This is a genomic window from Mucilaginibacter gilvus, assembly GCF_004054195.1.
GTDB lineage: Bacteria > Bacteroidota > Bacteroidia > Sphingobacteriales > Sphingobacteriaceae > Mucilaginibacter > Mucilaginibacter gilvus.
Genome location: NZ_SBIW01000001.1, coordinates 429,898 through 445,690 on the forward strand (window position 1 = coordinate 429,898; position 15,793 = coordinate 445,690).

15 protein-coding genes are annotated in these 15,793 nt (G+C 45.8%); all 15 read left to right on the forward strand.

Annotated elements, in window-relative coordinates:
- The first annotated feature begins 30 nt into the window (after positions 1 to 30).
- The 15 genes from EPL05_RS02000 to EPL05_RS02070 all read left to right on the forward strand — a co-directional run bounded on the left by EPL05_RS02000 (position 31) and on the right by EPL05_RS02070 (position 15,791).
- Positions 31 to 1,302: an MBOAT family O-acyltransferase gene (locus tag EPL05_RS02000; protein WP_243837193.1), complete on the forward strand. Its 1,272-nt coding sequence runs from the start codon at positions 31 to 33 to the stop codon at positions 1,300 to 1,302.
- Positions 1,302 to 2,417: a hypothetical protein gene (locus EPL05_RS02005; RefSeq protein WP_128531836.1), complete on the forward strand. Its 1,116-nt coding sequence runs from the start codon at positions 1,302 to 1,304 to the stop codon at positions 2,415 to 2,417. Before EPL05_RS02000 ends, EPL05_RS02005 begins: the two co-directional genes overlap by 1 nt.
- Complete coding sequence (locus EPL05_RS02010) at positions 2,414 to 3,283, forward strand: glycosyltransferase family 2 protein (protein WP_166727611.1); 870 nt, start codon at positions 2,414 to 2,416, stop codon at positions 3,281 to 3,283. Before EPL05_RS02005 ends, EPL05_RS02010 begins: the two co-directional genes overlap by 4 nt.
- Positions 3,280 to 4,488, forward strand: coding sequence for a glycosyltransferase family 4 protein (locus EPL05_RS02015; RefSeq protein WP_128531838.1), 1,209 nt, complete (start codon positions 3,280 to 3,282; stop codon positions 4,486 to 4,488). Before EPL05_RS02010 ends, EPL05_RS02015 begins: the two co-directional genes overlap by 4 nt.
- A complete protein-coding gene (locus EPL05_RS02020) occupies positions 4,489 to 5,412 on the forward strand; it encodes a glycosyltransferase (RefSeq protein WP_128531839.1) in 924 nt (307 codons plus the stop codon).
- Positions 5,409 to 6,278 carry a glycosyltransferase gene (locus EPL05_RS02025; RefSeq protein ID WP_128531840.1) on the forward strand — a complete coding sequence of 290 codons (870 nt, stop codon included), beginning with the start codon at positions 5,409 to 5,411 and terminating at the stop codon, positions 6,276 to 6,278. The genes EPL05_RS02020 and EPL05_RS02025 overlap by 4 nt, the downstream gene beginning before the upstream one ends.
- 124 nt (positions 6,279 to 6,402) lie before the next feature.
- Positions 6,403 to 7,236, forward strand: a complete 834-nt coding sequence (locus EPL05_RS02030; protein ID WP_128531841.1) for a glycosyl transferase — start codon at positions 6,403 to 6,405, stop codon at positions 7,234 to 7,236.
- Complete coding sequence (locus EPL05_RS02035) at positions 7,230 to 8,156, forward strand: hypothetical protein (RefSeq protein ID WP_128531842.1); 927 nt, start codon at positions 7,230 to 7,232, stop codon at positions 8,154 to 8,156. Before EPL05_RS02030 ends, EPL05_RS02035 begins: the two co-directional genes overlap by 7 nt.
- Positions 8,138 to 9,103 (forward strand): glycosyltransferase family 2 protein, encoded by a 966-nt coding sequence (locus EPL05_RS02040; protein WP_128531843.1) that lies wholly within the window; start codon positions 8,138 to 8,140, stop codon positions 9,101 to 9,103. Before EPL05_RS02035 ends, EPL05_RS02040 begins: the two co-directional genes overlap by 19 nt.
- A 22-nt stretch (positions 9,104 to 9,125) precedes the next feature.
- Positions 9,126 to 9,896, forward strand: a complete 771-nt coding sequence (locus tag EPL05_RS02045; RefSeq protein WP_128531844.1) for an FkbM family methyltransferase — start codon at positions 9,126 to 9,128, stop codon at positions 9,894 to 9,896.
- The gene (locus EPL05_RS02050; RefSeq protein ID WP_128531845.1) at positions 9,893 to 11,059 is read left to right on the forward strand and encodes a glycosyltransferase family protein; all 1,167 of its coding nucleotides are present in this window, start codon (positions 9,893 to 9,895) and stop codon (positions 11,057 to 11,059) included. Before EPL05_RS02045 ends, EPL05_RS02050 begins: the two co-directional genes overlap by 4 nt.
- A 27-nt stretch (positions 11,060 to 11,086) precedes the next feature.
- The gene (locus EPL05_RS02055) at positions 11,087 to 12,112 is read left to right on the forward strand and encodes a glycosyltransferase family 4 protein (RefSeq protein WP_128531846.1); all 1,026 of its coding nucleotides are present in this window, start codon (positions 11,087 to 11,089) and stop codon (positions 12,110 to 12,112) included.
- Positions 12,109 to 13,329 carry a glycosyltransferase family protein gene (locus EPL05_RS02060; protein WP_128531847.1) on the forward strand — a complete coding sequence of 407 codons (1,221 nt, stop codon included), beginning with the start codon at positions 12,109 to 12,111 and terminating at the stop codon, positions 13,327 to 13,329. Before EPL05_RS02055 ends, EPL05_RS02060 begins: the two co-directional genes overlap by 4 nt.
- Entirely contained in the window at positions 13,326 to 14,609 is a 1,284-nt protein-coding gene (locus tag EPL05_RS02065) for a glycosyltransferase (protein WP_243837194.1), read from the forward strand. Before EPL05_RS02060 ends, EPL05_RS02065 begins: the two co-directional genes overlap by 4 nt.
- Before the next feature lie 30 nt (positions 14,610 to 14,639).
- Positions 14,640 to 15,791, forward strand: coding sequence for a glycosyltransferase family 4 protein (locus EPL05_RS02070; protein ID WP_128531848.1), 1,152 nt, complete (start codon positions 14,640 to 14,642; stop codon positions 15,789 to 15,791).
- The last annotated feature ends 2 nt before the right edge of the window (positions 15,792 to 15,793 follow it).

The following is a 15,793-nucleotide window of genomic DNA, read 5'->3' on the forward strand; positions in this document are numbered from 1 at the left end:
TGGCTCCTGATAGCCAGCTGTTATTTTTATATGTATTTTAAGCCGGCGTACATCCTCATCATCTTCTTCACTATTATTGTAGATTATATTGCAGGACTGCTTATTGAGAACGCAAGCGGCAAGGCCCGGAAATTATACCTGGGCTTAAGCATTGTAGCCAACGTTGGCGTGCTGGCTTTTTACAAATACTTTAACTTCCTGGCAGAGAACCTTAATTTTTTATCTGCCGGTGTGCATGGGCCACAAATCCCGCTGGTTAATTTCATTTTACCTATCGGGCTGTCTTTCCACACCTTCCAGGCTATGAGTTATACCATCGAGGTTTACCGCGGCAATCAAAAGGCCGAACGGCATTTAGGTATCTACTCGCTATATGTAATGTTTTACCCGCAAATGGTTGCCGGCCCTATTGAAAGGCCTCAGCATATATTGCCGCAGTTTCGTAAAGCCGTTGTTTTTAACCGGGCGCAGTTTATAGGCGGGCTATTTTTAATAGCCACCGGCCTGTTTAAAAAAGTGGTGATAGCCGATAAGCTCGCGCTGTTTGTAAACCCGGTATTCGATCATCCGCACGGGCACTCTTCACTGGAATTACTCATCGCCACCTACTTTTTCGCGTTCCAGATCTATTGCGATTTTAGCGGGTACTCTGATATCGCCATCGGTGCCGCGCTGGTGCTGGGAATAAAATTGATGACGAATTTTAACGGGCCCTATCTTGCCCACAACATCGCCATTTTTTGGAAAAGGTGGCATATCTCGCTCTCCACCTGGTTTCGCGATTACCTGTATATCCCCTTGGGTGGTAGCAGGGTAAGCTTTGCTTTAATGTGTATAAACCTGCTTATTGTGTTTACGGTGAGCGGCCTTTGGCACGGTGCCAGCTGGAAATACCTGGTGTGGGGTTTGATACATGGCTGCCTGCTTATTGGCTACCACCTGTTGAAAAAAGCGAACATGAACATCAACGGCTGGAAGTTTTTAAAATGGCTTATCACGTTTCATCTCGTTTGCCTGGCCTGGATCTTTTTCCGGGCTTACAATATTAATGATGCGTTTTACATCATCGGCCGGATATTTACCGGTGGTAGCTTTAGTTACCAGGCTGTGCAAATTATGCCGCTTACAGAGATAGCCTATGGCTTTTTAATAGTGGTTTTATTGCTCTTGGCAGAGCGTTACCTGCCTGCAGCGAAAGATTATTCAACACGCAAAAAGGTAGCGCTTACCGTTTCGTTAATAATAGCCTGCTACTTTTTAGGCATTTTTGATGAGGCTCAATTTATCTATTTCCAATTTTAATGGGTAAAAAACTCCTTCCTTTATTGGCGCTTATTATTGGCACTCTGGTGATGATTACGGCAATGAACCAGTCGTTCATCAATAAAATAAAACAGGAGAAATACTTCGCCCACCTCAAGCCAGCCGAACAAAAGGGGAACATCCTTTATAAAACCTTATTCCTTGAATCGGACAGGTGGCGGTACGGCGATCTTTACGGGCTTTGTTACCTGCCCGGCTATAAATTCCCACTCGAACCCTTTAAGGAATACAAGCACAAGGTCGACTGGAAGCCATCAAACCGGATCCTGTATATCATCGGTGATAGCTTTTTAGCAGATAAAACCCTATACGGCGCATTCGACGGTTTTGACAACGTAATTTTTCTCGATCGCCGGTTCTCCTTTGGCCCTATTGCATTGGATAGCACAAAACAAAACTATATGCTGATGGAGTTTGCCGAGCGCAACCTGGTAGGTTACGATATCAGCACAACCGATGAAGCTTTAGTCCCCGCAAAGGTTGCCCAATCCGGTTTGCCGGTCCGCAAAAAAAGTGACGTACAAGGCACGCAGGGTCTACCAACCTCTATTCAGGCAAGGCTTAGTAATATCATCTTTAATAAAGATCTTAACCGTAACCTGGAACTGGTGCTGTTTGATAATAAAATAACAACACCTTTTAAGCAGCTAAAAGCATCACTTAATTATGCGTTATTTAAGCGGCTGCCAAAAGAGATTGCAATGGCCGGCGATAACAGCCGGTTGTTTTTAAATATTACTGTTGATACCGCCAATACGCAATCTGCCTTTAGGCCGATACCTGATACTGATGTTAAACAGATAAGCCAAAACCTTGACAATGCCCGCCGATACTACTTAACACTTGGTTTTAAAGACGTTTTTTTATCGGCGATACCAAACGCCGTGAGCATATATGATGCACAGCATGGGCCATATAACCACCTGCTGAAACGTGTGGAGCAAACATGTACCTTGAAGAAGGTATCCCTTTTTAACGCTTTTAAAAACAGTAAAGCCAATGTATTTTACCGAAGCGATGCCCATTGGAACCCATTGGGTATGGATATTTGGGTAAACCAAACCAACACGTTCCTGGCCGCAAACACACATTGACGCCTTTTTCCATCATCATCCCACTTTATAATAGCGCAGTAACTTTACCGGCAACGCTGGATAGCATAGCGGCACAGGAGTTTAAAGATCTTGAGCTTATTTGTATTGATGGCGCATCTACAGATGCTACGCTGAAAATATTAGATGTTTTTAAAATTGCCCACCCCGAGCTGCCAATCACGGTATTGTCCGAACCGGATAAGGGTATATATGATGCCATGAATAAAGGCATTGCTATAGCAAAGGGCAACTGGCTTTATTTTATGGGTGGCGATGATACCTTTGAGTCGGACCAGGTTTTGAGCAAGGTATACCAGGTAACCAACCAGAGCGATGCTGACCTGGTACACGGTAACGTAACAGGTGTCGTATCTGGCAATGTTTACAACGACAATATCCTTTCAAAGGTGTTGTTCAGGGGCATTCATCACCAGGGCATCTTTTATAAAAAGCGCGTGTTTAATTATACCGGCGGGTACGATCTACGGTTTAAAATAGCAGCGGATTATCATCTTACACTCAAAGCATTCCTCAATAAAGCATTCAAAACTCAATACGCCGATATCATCATCGCGTATTTTGGCGAAGCCGGTTTAAGCTCGCAGCGATACGATTGGGTATTTTACAGTTACCACTACAGACTTTTGGCAACGCATAACGCGGCTAATACAACCAGTGATGAGAGCCTGAAATGCCTCAACGATTCAATCTATTGCTGTTTTCAACTCGCAAAACAAAAACAAAGTCTGCCGTTTGCCTGGCAAAATATGTTATTTTACACCTTTGATAAAAATGGCCTGCCACCTGGTACTAAAGTTCGCAACCTGCTGAGAATGGCTTACTGGACATTCAGACCCAACGCATGACGATAGGCTTGGTAACCCCTTATTTCCCCGACGAGCAAATCAAAGACAGTGGTATTGCAAATCATTGCCTGTCGCTGGCTGAGGGTATGGCTGAATTAGGGAATAAGGTAGTTGTATTACATATCAGGCCTCAATATAAAAACGAGCAGGACAATTATCATGAGTATAAAATAGGTGAGCTGATCACCGTTATCACACATAAAGCAAAGCTCCCGGCGGCCTTCACACGGGTTTTAAAAAACAAATGGGCGGTTATAGATTTTGCCCTAAAGGTTTCCTGTATGCTGCTTACCACCAAGGTGCTGAACGCTGCGATCAGGAAGCATGGGATAACCGTTATAGAAACATCCAGCTATTTTTCACTTTGCTATTTTCAATTATACAAAAGGAACAGCGTGCCCATTGCTGTTAGAGTGAGCACCACTTTTACGCAGATCATGAACGACCATTACCCCTTTAAATCGAGAGGAATGGACCTGATCGCACGGATGGAACTCATATTCATCAAAAAAAGCAGGCACCTTGTTACACACGCCCAAAACCACGCGCTGGAACTGGAGCAGTTATTTGGTATCAACCATTCACGGTTCCAAATTATTCCGCATGGTGTAAATTTGCCAACGGATATCCCGGTTAAAACGGTAAAGCCCGGCCCTGTACAGATACTGTTTGTTGGCCGCCTGGAATACCGCAAGGGCATAGACGTTTTGCTGGCCGCCATACCGTTAGTACTAAAAACGAACCCTGATATCCAATTTAACATCATTGGTGCCGATACCGGCAACGAATACCAAAACCGGTTTATTGCGGATACAGATACCGGCATTTTGCAAAAGGTTACCTTCAGCGGAAAGGTGGATAACGACGCTTTACAGCAGGCATACTACAACGCTGATATTTTTGTGGCACCATCGCGGTACGAATCTTTTGGGTTGATATTTATAGAGGCCATGAGCTACGGCAAACCGGTAATTGGGTGCGACGCGGGCGGCATGCCGGAAATTATCACCGATAATTACAACGGCTTATTTGCCCTACCCGGCGATGCACAAAGCCTGGCCGAAAAACTCATATTGTTGATAGAAAACACCAGCCTAAGAGATGAGTTGGGCAGCAACGCGCTTAAAACAGTACAGGAAAAATTCACGGTAGCGCAATTAGCCGCGAGTTCGCTAAACTATTACCAACAAATCAGCAATAATTAATTGGTAAGCATTTCTGTAATCATCCCCACTTATAATCCCAATGTGGCAAGGCTTTGTCAAACATTATCGGCTTTAAAGAACCAGACCTTTCCGCTTAACTTATGGGAGCTGATCATCATCGATAACAACTCATCAAACCATTTCGCAAAAGGGCTCGATTTGAGCTGGCACCCGGCAGCAACAATTATTACCGAAAATAAGCAGGGGCTCACCTACGCACGTATCAAAGGGTTTAGCGTGGCCCGCGGCGAGATCATCATATTGGCCGATGATGATAACGTACTGGATAAAAATTACCTGCAAAACGTCCGCGGCATCTTTCAGGCCAACTCCGGTTTAGGGAGTATCGGGGGCAAGTCTGTCCCTCAATTTGAATCACCTCCGCCGGAATGGTTAAGCCCATTTTACGATTCTCTTGCTTTAAGGGATCTGGGCGATAACCGGATCATTGATACTTGGCGCAATAATTACCCTGCCGCCGCTCCAATTGGCGCGGGCATGGCCATCCGTGAGAATGCCTTGCGGACTTACATCTCGGCACATCATGCAGCTACCAACGTAATTACCGACAGAACAGCCACCTCGCTTTCCTCCGGTGGCGACAATGAAATAAATTTAGCGATACTAAAATCGGGTTGGGCGGTTGGCTATTTCCCCGAACTTACATTAGAGCACATCATCCCCGCCGAACGCATAACCATCGCTTATATGGCAAAACTGGTTTTCGGCATCAACCGCTCCTGGGCCATCTTGTTAGCTAAACACAAGATCAGTCCCTGGGCAAGCATTCATAAAAACACACTGCTATTCAGAAAAATAAAAAGCTACATAAGCAACAAGGCTTGGCAGGGCGAAGGCAATTATTTAAGATGGAAAGCAGCCTGCGGCATATTCCAGGGACGGGCGGAAGGTAACCGTAAATGATAAGTAAACTTAAGAACTCGCTTGCTTACAGGTTGCCCCAGGTTTACAAGACGCTGTTAGGCTTTAAAAGCATAAAAAAAGCGGCGTCGAAACCACAGGCCGATGTTACCATCATCACCATGACGGGTAAACGATTGATCAGCATGACGCGGTTATCTATTCTTTCTATCGCGCGTAACTGGGTTGCTTTGCCCCGGCTGATAGTAATTACCGATGGCACCATCAGCACCGAAACAGTAAAGCAAAAATTAGCCTTTTGGCCCGGGGAACTAACCGTTTACGATTGGGAACTAACGGCCAGCTACCACCTCGAGAAAAAGAGGCATAACCTGGTAAAATATGCAGGAGAGCATGTGCTGGGTAAAAAAATGGCCGCCATACTGCATTATGCCGAGCTTTCACCGGTTGTTTGGCTGGATAGCGATATCTTGTTCTTTTCCGATTTCAGCGCGCTTATCCCTGCCGCTAATAACAGCGGTTTCGCGTGCGGTGGCAGCGAGGATTACTCTGCTACTTACGACGACCGTATTTTAAAACATTACGATAACGATCTTTACCAACTGTACATGTTCAATTCAGGCCTCATGTATGTTTATGGCGAAAACCTTTACGAGCGTTTCGCAATAGAGCCCCTTTTGGCGGAACTCCGTTCGTACGTTTATTTTTTTACCGAGCAAACCGTGTTCGCCCACATGGCCAGTCAATCGTTGGGGATACTGTGGGACTTAGATGTCGTTAAAAACTTTAACGGCGATAACCAGTCGTTAACCGCCATGCCTGCAGATAACGTTGTGGCCCGGCACTACACCACCAATGTGCGGCACCTTTTTTGGCGCGATGCTTTTTTCCATTTAATTAATGCATAACAAAACATCAATAACATCCCTTTTGATCCGCTCCTTTCAGGCGGTTGTTAATGTTTTGTACCGTTACCCACTATCCGATCTCAAAAAATATAAAAGATTTGGCGGGTACAGGGCCTATCGCCAAATGCTGAGCGGAAGAGCTATGATGGAGAAGCGCTCTGTTGATCTGCCACCTGTGGCTTCCACAACCGGTGGTTTACCGGTATATTTTTTAACCGGAAAACACTATCTGTACCAAACACTGTATTGCATCCAGTCGCTGGCAAAGGTTTCCGCCGCCAAATTTCAATTTATACTGGTTGATGATGGCACCTTTGATAACGAACTCATCTACCGGATAACCACGCAGCTGCCTGGCGCGACGATCATTTCTGCGGATGTTATTGCTTCCAACCTGGCCAAAGTACTGCCTGCGGATGCTTATCCGTATATCCATCAAAAACGGGAGGTTTACCCGCACCTTAAAAAACTTACAGACGTCCACACCCTGCCGGACAATAACTGGAAAGTTGTGCTGGATTCTGACATGCTGTTTTGGAACGAACCCCTTGAACTGATAAACTGGCTGAACGCGCCAACGCAACCACTGCACATGATAGATTGTGTGGAAGCTTACGGCTATTCCAAACAGTTGATGGAGCGGCTTTGTGGCTGCCCGGTTACCCCACTGATAAACGTGGGCGCTATAGGACTTAAAAGCCAAAATATCCACTGGGCCAAACTGGAAGAATGGATAAAAGTACTGGAAGAACAGGAAGGCGCATCTTATTACCTGGAGCAAGCCTTAACAGCCATGCTTATCGGCGATGCTGATGCCACGGTATTACCGGGCAAAACGTATATCGTAAATCCAGGCGCGGAGACCATCAAAGATAAAAAAGGCATCTTGCATCACTACGTGGATCTTTCCAAACAGCATTACTTTAAAACCGCCTGGCAGGAATTTGTTAAATGGTAGGCAAGCTTATTTATAAATACTTTTTCAGACCAACGTTACCCATCAGGTATCATTTAAAGCACTTTGGTTTGATGGGTTGGATAAGCCTGGTGCAAGGCGAAAAGCAAATGAAAAAGGCCGCCTTAGACCTCGCGCCGATAACACTAAGCAACGATCACCAGCTGGAGTGCAGCTACCTCACCGGCGAAAAATACTGGTATCAAACCATTTTCTGCGCCTATTCGTTGGCAAAGGTTATGCAGGGCAGGGTAAGGATAAACATTTACTCGGACGGCAGCCTCTCGCCAGAGCAGATCAATCTTTTCAACAGCATTTTAAAAGGTGTTGCCATCATTTCGCCCGATGCGATGCTGAACGAATTGGATGATAAATTGCCTCTTCAAAAATATCCCTCGCTCAGGCACTTGCGGGAGAGCAGTCCGTTCTTCAGGAAACTGGTAGATATGCGCTTAAACAACCGATACCTGGTACAGTTGGATAGCGATATGTTGTTTTTTAATTACCCTGCCGAACTGGTAGAGGCTTATAACACCGGAAACTGCTATTTTATGCAGGATAAAATAGAGGCCTCCTATTATGTATTGCCCGAAAAACAGATAGAAGAACAATTCGGCCTGCAAATGGAACGCAAAATAAACAGCGGCATTTTGGCTTATAATTCCGCCGCTATCGACTGGGATTTTGTGGAAACAGTATGTACGTATTTTTTAGAGAGAGTCCCCGTCATCCATCCCCCACTGCTGGAGCAAACCATCAATGCCATTATTGTATCGCGGTTAAATGCCGCGCCTTTAAACCAGCTTTATAATATTTTATATAACAACAAACACAACACCATATCTCCCGATGATGTGGTAAGGCACTATATTTTTAAGGCCCGCGAGTTTTACTTAACCAAGGAATGGAAGCAGGTACTGTAAACATGCCCTTAGTTTCTATCTGCATGCCTGCTTACAATGCAGCGCAGTACATCGAAGAAGCCCTGGCATCTATCTTCCGGCAATCTTATAAGCATATCGAAGTTGTTGTAGTAAACGATGGCTCAACCGATGGCACGGGCGAAATCCTGAGTAATATGAAGCATCCGGCCTTAAAGGTTTTCCATACCACCAATAAGGGGCAATGCGCCGCGGCCAACCTGGCTTACTCGCACTCAACCGGGCGGCTTATTAAATTTATGGATGCCGATGATCTTATTTCGGACCAGTTTATAGAAGAACAGGTTACGCGATTAGGCGACCGCGAAGACGTAATTGCCTCTGCCGATTGGGGCCGCTTTTATAATAACGACCTGGCTACTTTTACTTTGTACACAGACAGCGTTAAAGGTGATACAAAACCAATAGAATGGCTGGTTACCTCCCTGCAAACCAGCAGCGCCATGATGCAATGCGCAAGATGGCTTATCCCGCGGCCAATTCTGGAGCGCTGCGGCGTTTGGGATGAGCGGCTGAGCCTGATAAACGACTTGGAATTTTTCATACGCGTATTGCTGCACGCCAGCGAGATAAGGTTTACAGACAACGCAATACTATATTACCGCAGCGGGCTGCCAAGCTCCTTGTCGTCTTTAAAATCAAGGAAAGGTGCCGAATCGGCATTTCATTCGATAGATGACGGTATGTCTTACATCCTGAAGTACGAAAACAGCGCTCGTACCCGGCTGGTATGTGCCAATTGCTATCAAAGTTATATATTTACCTTTTACCCCTATCACCCCGATCTATCAGCAATTGCAGAAACAAAAATAAAAGAGCTTGGCGGTTCAACTTTGCCCTGTTATGCAGGTGGGGTCACCCTGCTTTTCCATAAGATCATCGGCTGGAAACTCACAAAATTAATTAAGCTGTTGTTCCGCAAAGGCTGATACCTTCTTTAAAAAAACAAACATGAATTATTCTCTTTTATACCAGCCATTAAAGCTCATAGAACGGGCCGCACTTGCCATAAAGAGAAAGCGCAGGTTTAAAAAATTGCAGCACACTTCTGCCGCGCAGCTTGGTTTGGGCCATATCGATTCCTTAGAATTATTGGAGATCATTCGCGATGATGCCGGACTTACCGCATCACCCAATATCTATGATATCGGCAGCAATGTGGGCACCTGGACATTGCTTGCCAAAGCCATTTTCCCGAACGCGCGGGTAGATGCCTTTGAACCACTGCCCGACCATAACAGCCAGTTTAACAACAGCTGTAAAAATTTAAGCGACATTCACCTGCACGAGTTTTGTTTGGGCAATGAAGATACCACCGGTGTTATCAATATCTCCAGCTATTCAGATTCGTCGAGCTTGCTGGTAGCCACCCCGCTGGAATTTGAGCACTTCAAAATCAAAAAGGAAAAAGAGCTGCCGGTTGAGATCAAACGCCTCGCCGGCCTTATAAAGGATAAAACCATTCCCGTACCCGATATTATTAAACTGGATATACAGGGCTTTGAGCTGGAAGCCCTAAGAGGATTGGACAGCTACCTTGACTCGGTAACCTATATCATTTGCGAGGTTTCTTTTAAAGAGTATTATTACGGACAGCCCGGCTTTCTCGAAATAGCAAATTATCTTGCCGGTTTCAACATCCACCTGTTTGCCTTTGGCACCAACACACCTATAGGTACCGAACTAAACCAAATAGACGTATTGTTTAAACGCCGTAAATGAGAATACTGCTCTCTTTCCTGCAAGATAGAATAGAACAGCCTCACCCGGTACCCGGCTACCGCTTTTGGGAGTTTTATATCAAAAACGGGATTGACGAAGCAGGAATGCAATACCTGGAAGTACCGGGCGCTGATTGGGCGGAAGGGCTGGTGTATGCCGAAAGTTCTGCCGAATTACAGCGCTGGAAAGATAAAACCTGGCAAGCTACTATCAACTACATCCAAAATAACCTGGGGAAGATAGATCTGTTCCTGTGCTACCTTTATCCAAAACAAATTGAGGAGAACGCAATAAGGCAGATCCAAAAATTGGGCGTCCCATGCGTTAACTTTTATTGCGATAACGTACGGGAATTTCGAAGTATCCCGCCCGAGTTCAAAATTTTCGATTTGATGTGGGTTCCCGAATACGAGGCCTTACCCATGTACAAAATGGCCGGGATAAAACACATCAACCTGCCGATGCCTATTTGGGTTGAGCCAAAGTTTCGCGATGCACTGCTCGCAAAGGAACTACCCGGCGCCACTTTCGTCGGATCGAAAGATATTTTAAGGGAACAGTTATTAAGCGAAGCCGTACAAAAGGGCCTGGATGTGCGTATCGGCGGTAGCGGATGGGTAGAAAAGGGCAAAACCGCCACATCTACAATACAGGTACGAGGTTCGTTATCGCAAACCCTTCTCAACCAATACCGCTTTGTACAACAGCACGGCCTAAAGGGCTGGGCCATCAGGCATAGCAACAGGCTGCAAACAATACCTGTTGCAGACATACCGACGAATCATCTTTTTGAAAGCCCGGCTTTTGACGAGTACACCAACATAACCCAAAACAGCACGGTAACGCTGGGTATTAACCGGGTACCAACCTATAAAAGGCTCAACAGCAACCCGCTTACTTACTCCCGCTTACGGGATATTGAAGCCCCTATGCTGGGCGCATGTTATTTAACAGAATATACCGAAGGCCTGCCTCATCTGTACGACCTCGACAAAGAGATATGGTGTTACAAAAACGCGGATGAGTTGGTATACAAGGCGAACGAGCTGATAAAAAACAAAGAAAAACGAACAGGATTAAGGCATAACGGGCAACAGAAATCCTTAAATGAACACAATATTCCGCGTTCGCTGGTGTTGATTAAGAAAACCATTTTTGGATAAACCCGGAGCCAGCCCGAATAACGCGCATTGAAAATAGCCATTATCGTAAATCCGCTAATCCCTGTCCCGCCCGATAAATATGGCGGAATTGAGCGGATTGTTTATATGCTGATACAGGAATTGATTGCCAAAGGGCATGAGGTTACCCTCTACGCAAATGAACACTCCAAGCCCGGCTGCGAGCTTGTTGGGTATCGCGAATACGATCCATATAGCATGCTGGATATAATCCGAATTAATGCTCTCACGTCAAAAATAGCTTTCCAAAAATTTGATGTGGTACACACTTTTGGCCGCATGAGCAATATTGTTTTGCTGATGCTGAGCAAACTGCCTAAAGTTGTTTCCTATCAGTTACCACCTACCCTTTCGCAGGTAAAAAAGATGGCAGGCCTTGCCCGTAAGGGGTCTATCCATTTTACGGGATGCAGCAATTATATCTCGGGGCAAATAGCGCCCTACGCGCCGGTAACTACCATTTACAACGGGGTAGACACCAGCGAATATACATTTACGCCCGCCGTTGCGGAGGATGCTCCGCTTGTTTTCCTGGGGAGGATCCAAAAAGAAAAAGGAACGGATATAGCCATACATGCCGCCCTCGCTGCCGGCCGCAAACTGGTTATAGCCGGCAATGTGCCCGATGAAAAAACACACCAAGCGTACTTTGAAGAAAAGGTTAAGCCATTTATTGATGGTAAACAAGTAAGCTATATTGGCCCGGTGAACAACAGCCAAAAAAACGAGCTGCTGGGAACCGCCGCGGCTTTTTTAATGCCCGTAACCTGGGATGAACCTTTTGGTATTGTAATGGCCGAAGCCTTGGCCTGCGGTACGCCCGTAATCGGTTTTAAACGAGGCTCGGTACCGGAAGTTGTGCAGCACAGTGTAAATGGATACGTATGCGATTCACCGGAAGAAATGGCCGCTTTTGCTAGAGACATCCGCAAAATTAACCGGGCTGATTGCCGCCGCATAGCCGAAGAAAAATTCAGCTCGGGCACCATCGGCAACCAATACGAAGAACTTTATAAGCGCCTGATAGCTAAATGAAGAATATCACGCTCATTACTACCGGCCAGCCCTCCACCAATCCCCGCCTGGTAAAAGAGGCGGATTTTTTAAGCGCCCTTGGTTACAGCGTAAAGGTGATCTATTGTTTTTACCAGCCCTGGGCACAGCAATTAGATGAAAGCATTATCAGCCAAAACCCGGGTATGTACATCTGCCTCGGTGGAGCCCCCGTTAGTTCCAAATTCACCTACTATAAAACAAGGTTTCGCCAAAAGCTTTGCCAAATCCTTTTCAGTTATTTTAAAGGTTGGGGCATCCCCGAAAACGCTATCAGCAGAACACATAGCGAAACACTAAAAGCAGCAAAAAAAATTAAAACCGACCTCTACATCGCGCATAATCTGGGTGCCCTGCCCGCCGCTGTATTGGCGGCTAAGTATATGGGTTGTAAAGTAGGTTATGATGCGGAAGACATGCACTCTGCCCAGTTCAACGATGTTTCGACGATGTATCTGCTGAATAAATACATTGAAGTAAAATACTTTAGCCATACAGGTTATTTTACAGCCGCCAGTCCGCTAATAGCGGCTAATTACCGGCAGGCATATCCCGCCCTTCAACCGCTGGTGATCAATAATGTATTCCCGAAGATCAAATCGCCTTTCAATAAAGACCAGGGGACAGCCGGCACGGTAAAGCTCTTCTGGTTCTCGCAAACCATTGGGGCCGACAGGGGATTAGAAAACATTGTAGCGGCTATGGCCCAGGCGCCGGAAACAGAACTACATCTATTGGGCAGCTGCACATCCCAATATAAAGCCACCTTGCTGGATATAGCTGCGAAAAGTGGCGTGCAGCCAGATCGGATAATTTTTAACCGGCCCATCCCGCCTGATGAAATAATGGCCTTTGCCGCTCAATTTGATATTGGCATGGCTACCGAGACAGGCAGCACCCTCAACAGGGATATTTGTTTAACCAACAAGATCTTTACCTACCTGCAAAGCGGGCTGGCCATCATCGCGAGCGACACACAGGCACAAAGCCTCTTTTTGTCGGAATACCCTGCGGCTGGTAAACGCTACCAAAAAAACAACACCAAAAGCCTTGCCGGCTGCTTAAACCATTACCTGCAAAACCCGGAGGCGCTGCGTCAAACCCGCCTCGGCAATTACCAGTTGGGGCAAACAGAACTTAACTGGGAAACAGAAAGCAGTAAATTTGGTGGCATTATATCCAGCACCTTGCAAGCGTGAAGAAAGTACTGATCATATCGCCCTATTTCCCGCCGGTAAACGCAGCAGATATGCACCGGGTACGCACAAGTTTGCCCTTTTTTGAACAATACGGATGGATAGCAGAGGTGGTTACCGTTGATGTTTTGTATACCGATATGGTGCAGGACGAGCTGTTATTGCAGAGCGTTCCGTCGGGGATCAAAGTTCACAAAGTGAAGGCTTTTGATAAACTCCGTTCCTCCAAACTTGGCCTTGGCAGTATTGCCCTCCGCTCGTTATGTTATTACCGCAAGTATGTTAACAAGCTTCTAAGCAACCACCATTTCGACCTTATTTATTTTTCTACCACGCAGTTCCCGGTTTGTGTATTGGGCGCTTACTGGAAAAAGAAATTCAAGGTGCCCTATGTAATTGATATGCAGGACCCCTGGCATTCTGATTATTACCAGGATAAACCCAAAGACCAGCAGCCGTCAAAATATTGGTTCTCGTACCGGTTAAACAAATATATGGAGCCCGCTGCCATTAAAAATGCCGACGGAATTATCGCTGTTTCTGAACAGTACATTACCGACTTAAAAAAACGCTACCCGCAAATAAAAGATATTCCGGCCGCAACTATCACGTTCGGCATGTTTCCGCCTGATCTGGATATCGCCGTTAAACACCGGGCTGAGTTTAAACCGCTGCTGAACCTTGATGATATCAACGTTGTTTATGTAGGCCGTGGCGGTACCGATATGCATAAGGCTATAACGCCCGTATTTGATGCATTAGCCCACTGCTTAAAAGCCGATCCGGCGTTCTTTTCGCGGGTAAAGTTTTACTTTGTCGGCACAAGTTATGCACCTGCGGGCCAGGGTAAGCCCAGTATTTTACCCCTTGCAGAAAGTTTAGGACTAACCGGCCAGGTAATTGAAATAACCGACAGGATAAGCTACTACCATTCCCTGGCTACATTAATGCAGGCAGACGCTTTGTTCATCCCCGGATCTGACGACGCGAAATATACCGCTTCAAAAATATACCCCTATCTCCTGACACGAAAAGCGCTGCTGGCGGTGTTTAATCCGCAGAGTTCGGCAATAGCTATACTTAAAGATTTTGGCATCAGCACGGTATATGATTATAACAATATAAGCCGGCAACATGTACTCGATTTTTTATACGCGCTGGGTGGTAAGCCACATTTACAGATCAGTTTATCTGAAGAAGCGGTACAAAAGCATCTCGCGCAAACCAAAACACAGTTGCAATGCGAACTTTTTAACCTCGCTATAAACAATGACCGGCTATAAACTCAATTTAACTGGCAGCGCCAGAACCCTATGCGCAAATTAGCCATTGTAACAACGCATCCCATTCAATACTACGCGCCGGTTTTTCAATTACTGGCGCAACGGGGCAATATTGATATTAAAGTATTTTACACCTGGAGCCAATCCACGTTAAAAAAAAATGACCCCGGTTTTGGGCGCGATATAAGCTGGGACATCCCCTTGCTTGATGGCTACGCTTACGAATTTATTGAGAACACCGCTCAAGACCCTGGTTCGCACCACTCAAAAGGCATCATCAATCCCGGGCTTATCCCTGCTATTACTGGTTGGCAAGCCGATGCGGTGATGGTTATTGGTTGGGCATATAAAAGCCACCTCGGGGTTTTAAAATACTTTAAAAACAAAATTACGGTACTGTTCCGCGGCGATTCTACATTGCTGGATGAGCAATGGGGACTAAAAAACCTGCTGCGGTTTTTGTACCTGCGATGGGTTTACCGCCATGTAGACTATGCATTATATCCCGGAAAGGCAACCAAGGCTTATTTTGAAAAATACGGGTTAAAAAAAACGCAACTGGTTTTTGCACCACACGCGGTAGATAACGCCCGTTTCGCAGCTGACCGCCAAAACGAGGCGCGCGAACTGAGAACCAGTTTAGCCATTAAGGATGAGGACATCCTTATTTTATTTGCCGGCAAATTTGAAGACAAAAAGGACCCACTTATATTAATCGATTCTTTTCTAAGCCTCGCGCAAAGCAACCTCCATTTACTTATGGTTGGCAATGGTGTTTTAGAGGAGCGGTTAAAGCAAAAGGCAAACGGCCATACCAATGTCCATTTTATGGATTTTCAAAACCAGTCGGTAATGCCGGTTGTTTACCAGGCCTGCAATCTTTTATGCCTGCCATCCCGTGGCCCTAACGAAACATGGGGGCTGGCCGTCAATGAGGCAATGGCCTGCAATAAAGCGGTACTGGTATCCAACAAAACAGGTTGTGCGGCAGACTTGATTACCCCGGGCCATAACGGCAATGTTTTTACAGCTGAAAATACCGAAAGCTTACGCCTGAATTTAGCAGCCCTCTGCACATCAAAAGAAAAACTCCGGCTGTTAGGGGAAGCATCGGGGGAAATAATAGCCGGTTGGAATTTTACAAAAATAGCCCAGGCTATAGAAACCACGGTAACAAACTGAAA

What these genes read in the sequence shown, in the direction of transcription:
- EPL05_RS02015 (WP_128531838.1), top strand. Translation starts at nt 3,280, where the DNA reads ATGACGATAGGCTTGGTAACCCCTTATTTCCCCGACGAGCAAATCAAA.
- EPL05_RS02050 (WP_128531845.1), top strand. Translation starts at nt 9,893, where the DNA reads ATGAGAATACTGCTCTCTTTCCTGCAAGATAGAATAGAACAGCCTCAC.
- EPL05_RS02040 (WP_128531843.1), top strand. Translation starts at nt 8,138, where the DNA reads ATGGAAGCAGGTACTGTAAACATGCCCTTAGTTTCTATCTGCATGCCT.
- EPL05_RS02070 (WP_128531848.1), top strand. Translation starts at nt 14,640, where the DNA reads ATGCGCAAATTAGCCATTGTAACAACGCATCCCATTCAATACTACGCG.
- EPL05_RS02005 (WP_128531836.1), top strand. Translation starts at nt 1,302, where the DNA reads ATGGGTAAAAAACTCCTTCCTTTATTGGCGCTTATTATTGGCACTCTG.
- EPL05_RS02045 (WP_128531844.1), top strand. Translation starts at nt 9,126, where the DNA reads ATGAATTATTCTCTTTTATACCAGCCATTAAAGCTCATAGAACGGGCC.
- EPL05_RS02060 (WP_128531847.1), top strand. Translation starts at nt 12,109, where the DNA reads ATGAAGAATATCACGCTCATTACTACCGGCCAGCCCTCCACCAATCCC.
- EPL05_RS02030 (WP_128531841.1), top strand. Translation starts at nt 6,403, where the DNA reads ATGCTGAGCGGAAGAGCTATGATGGAGAAGCGCTCTGTTGATCTGCCA.
- EPL05_RS02000 (WP_243837193.1), top strand. Translation starts at nt 31, where the DNA reads ATGTATTTTAAGCCGGCGTACATCCTCATCATCTTCTTCACTATTATT.
- EPL05_RS02025 (WP_128531840.1), top strand. Translation starts at nt 5,409, where the DNA reads ATGATAAGTAAACTTAAGAACTCGCTTGCTTACAGGTTGCCCCAGGTT.
- EPL05_RS02035 (WP_128531842.1), top strand. Translation starts at nt 7,230, where the DNA reads ATGGTAGGCAAGCTTATTTATAAATACTTTTTCAGACCAACGTTACCC.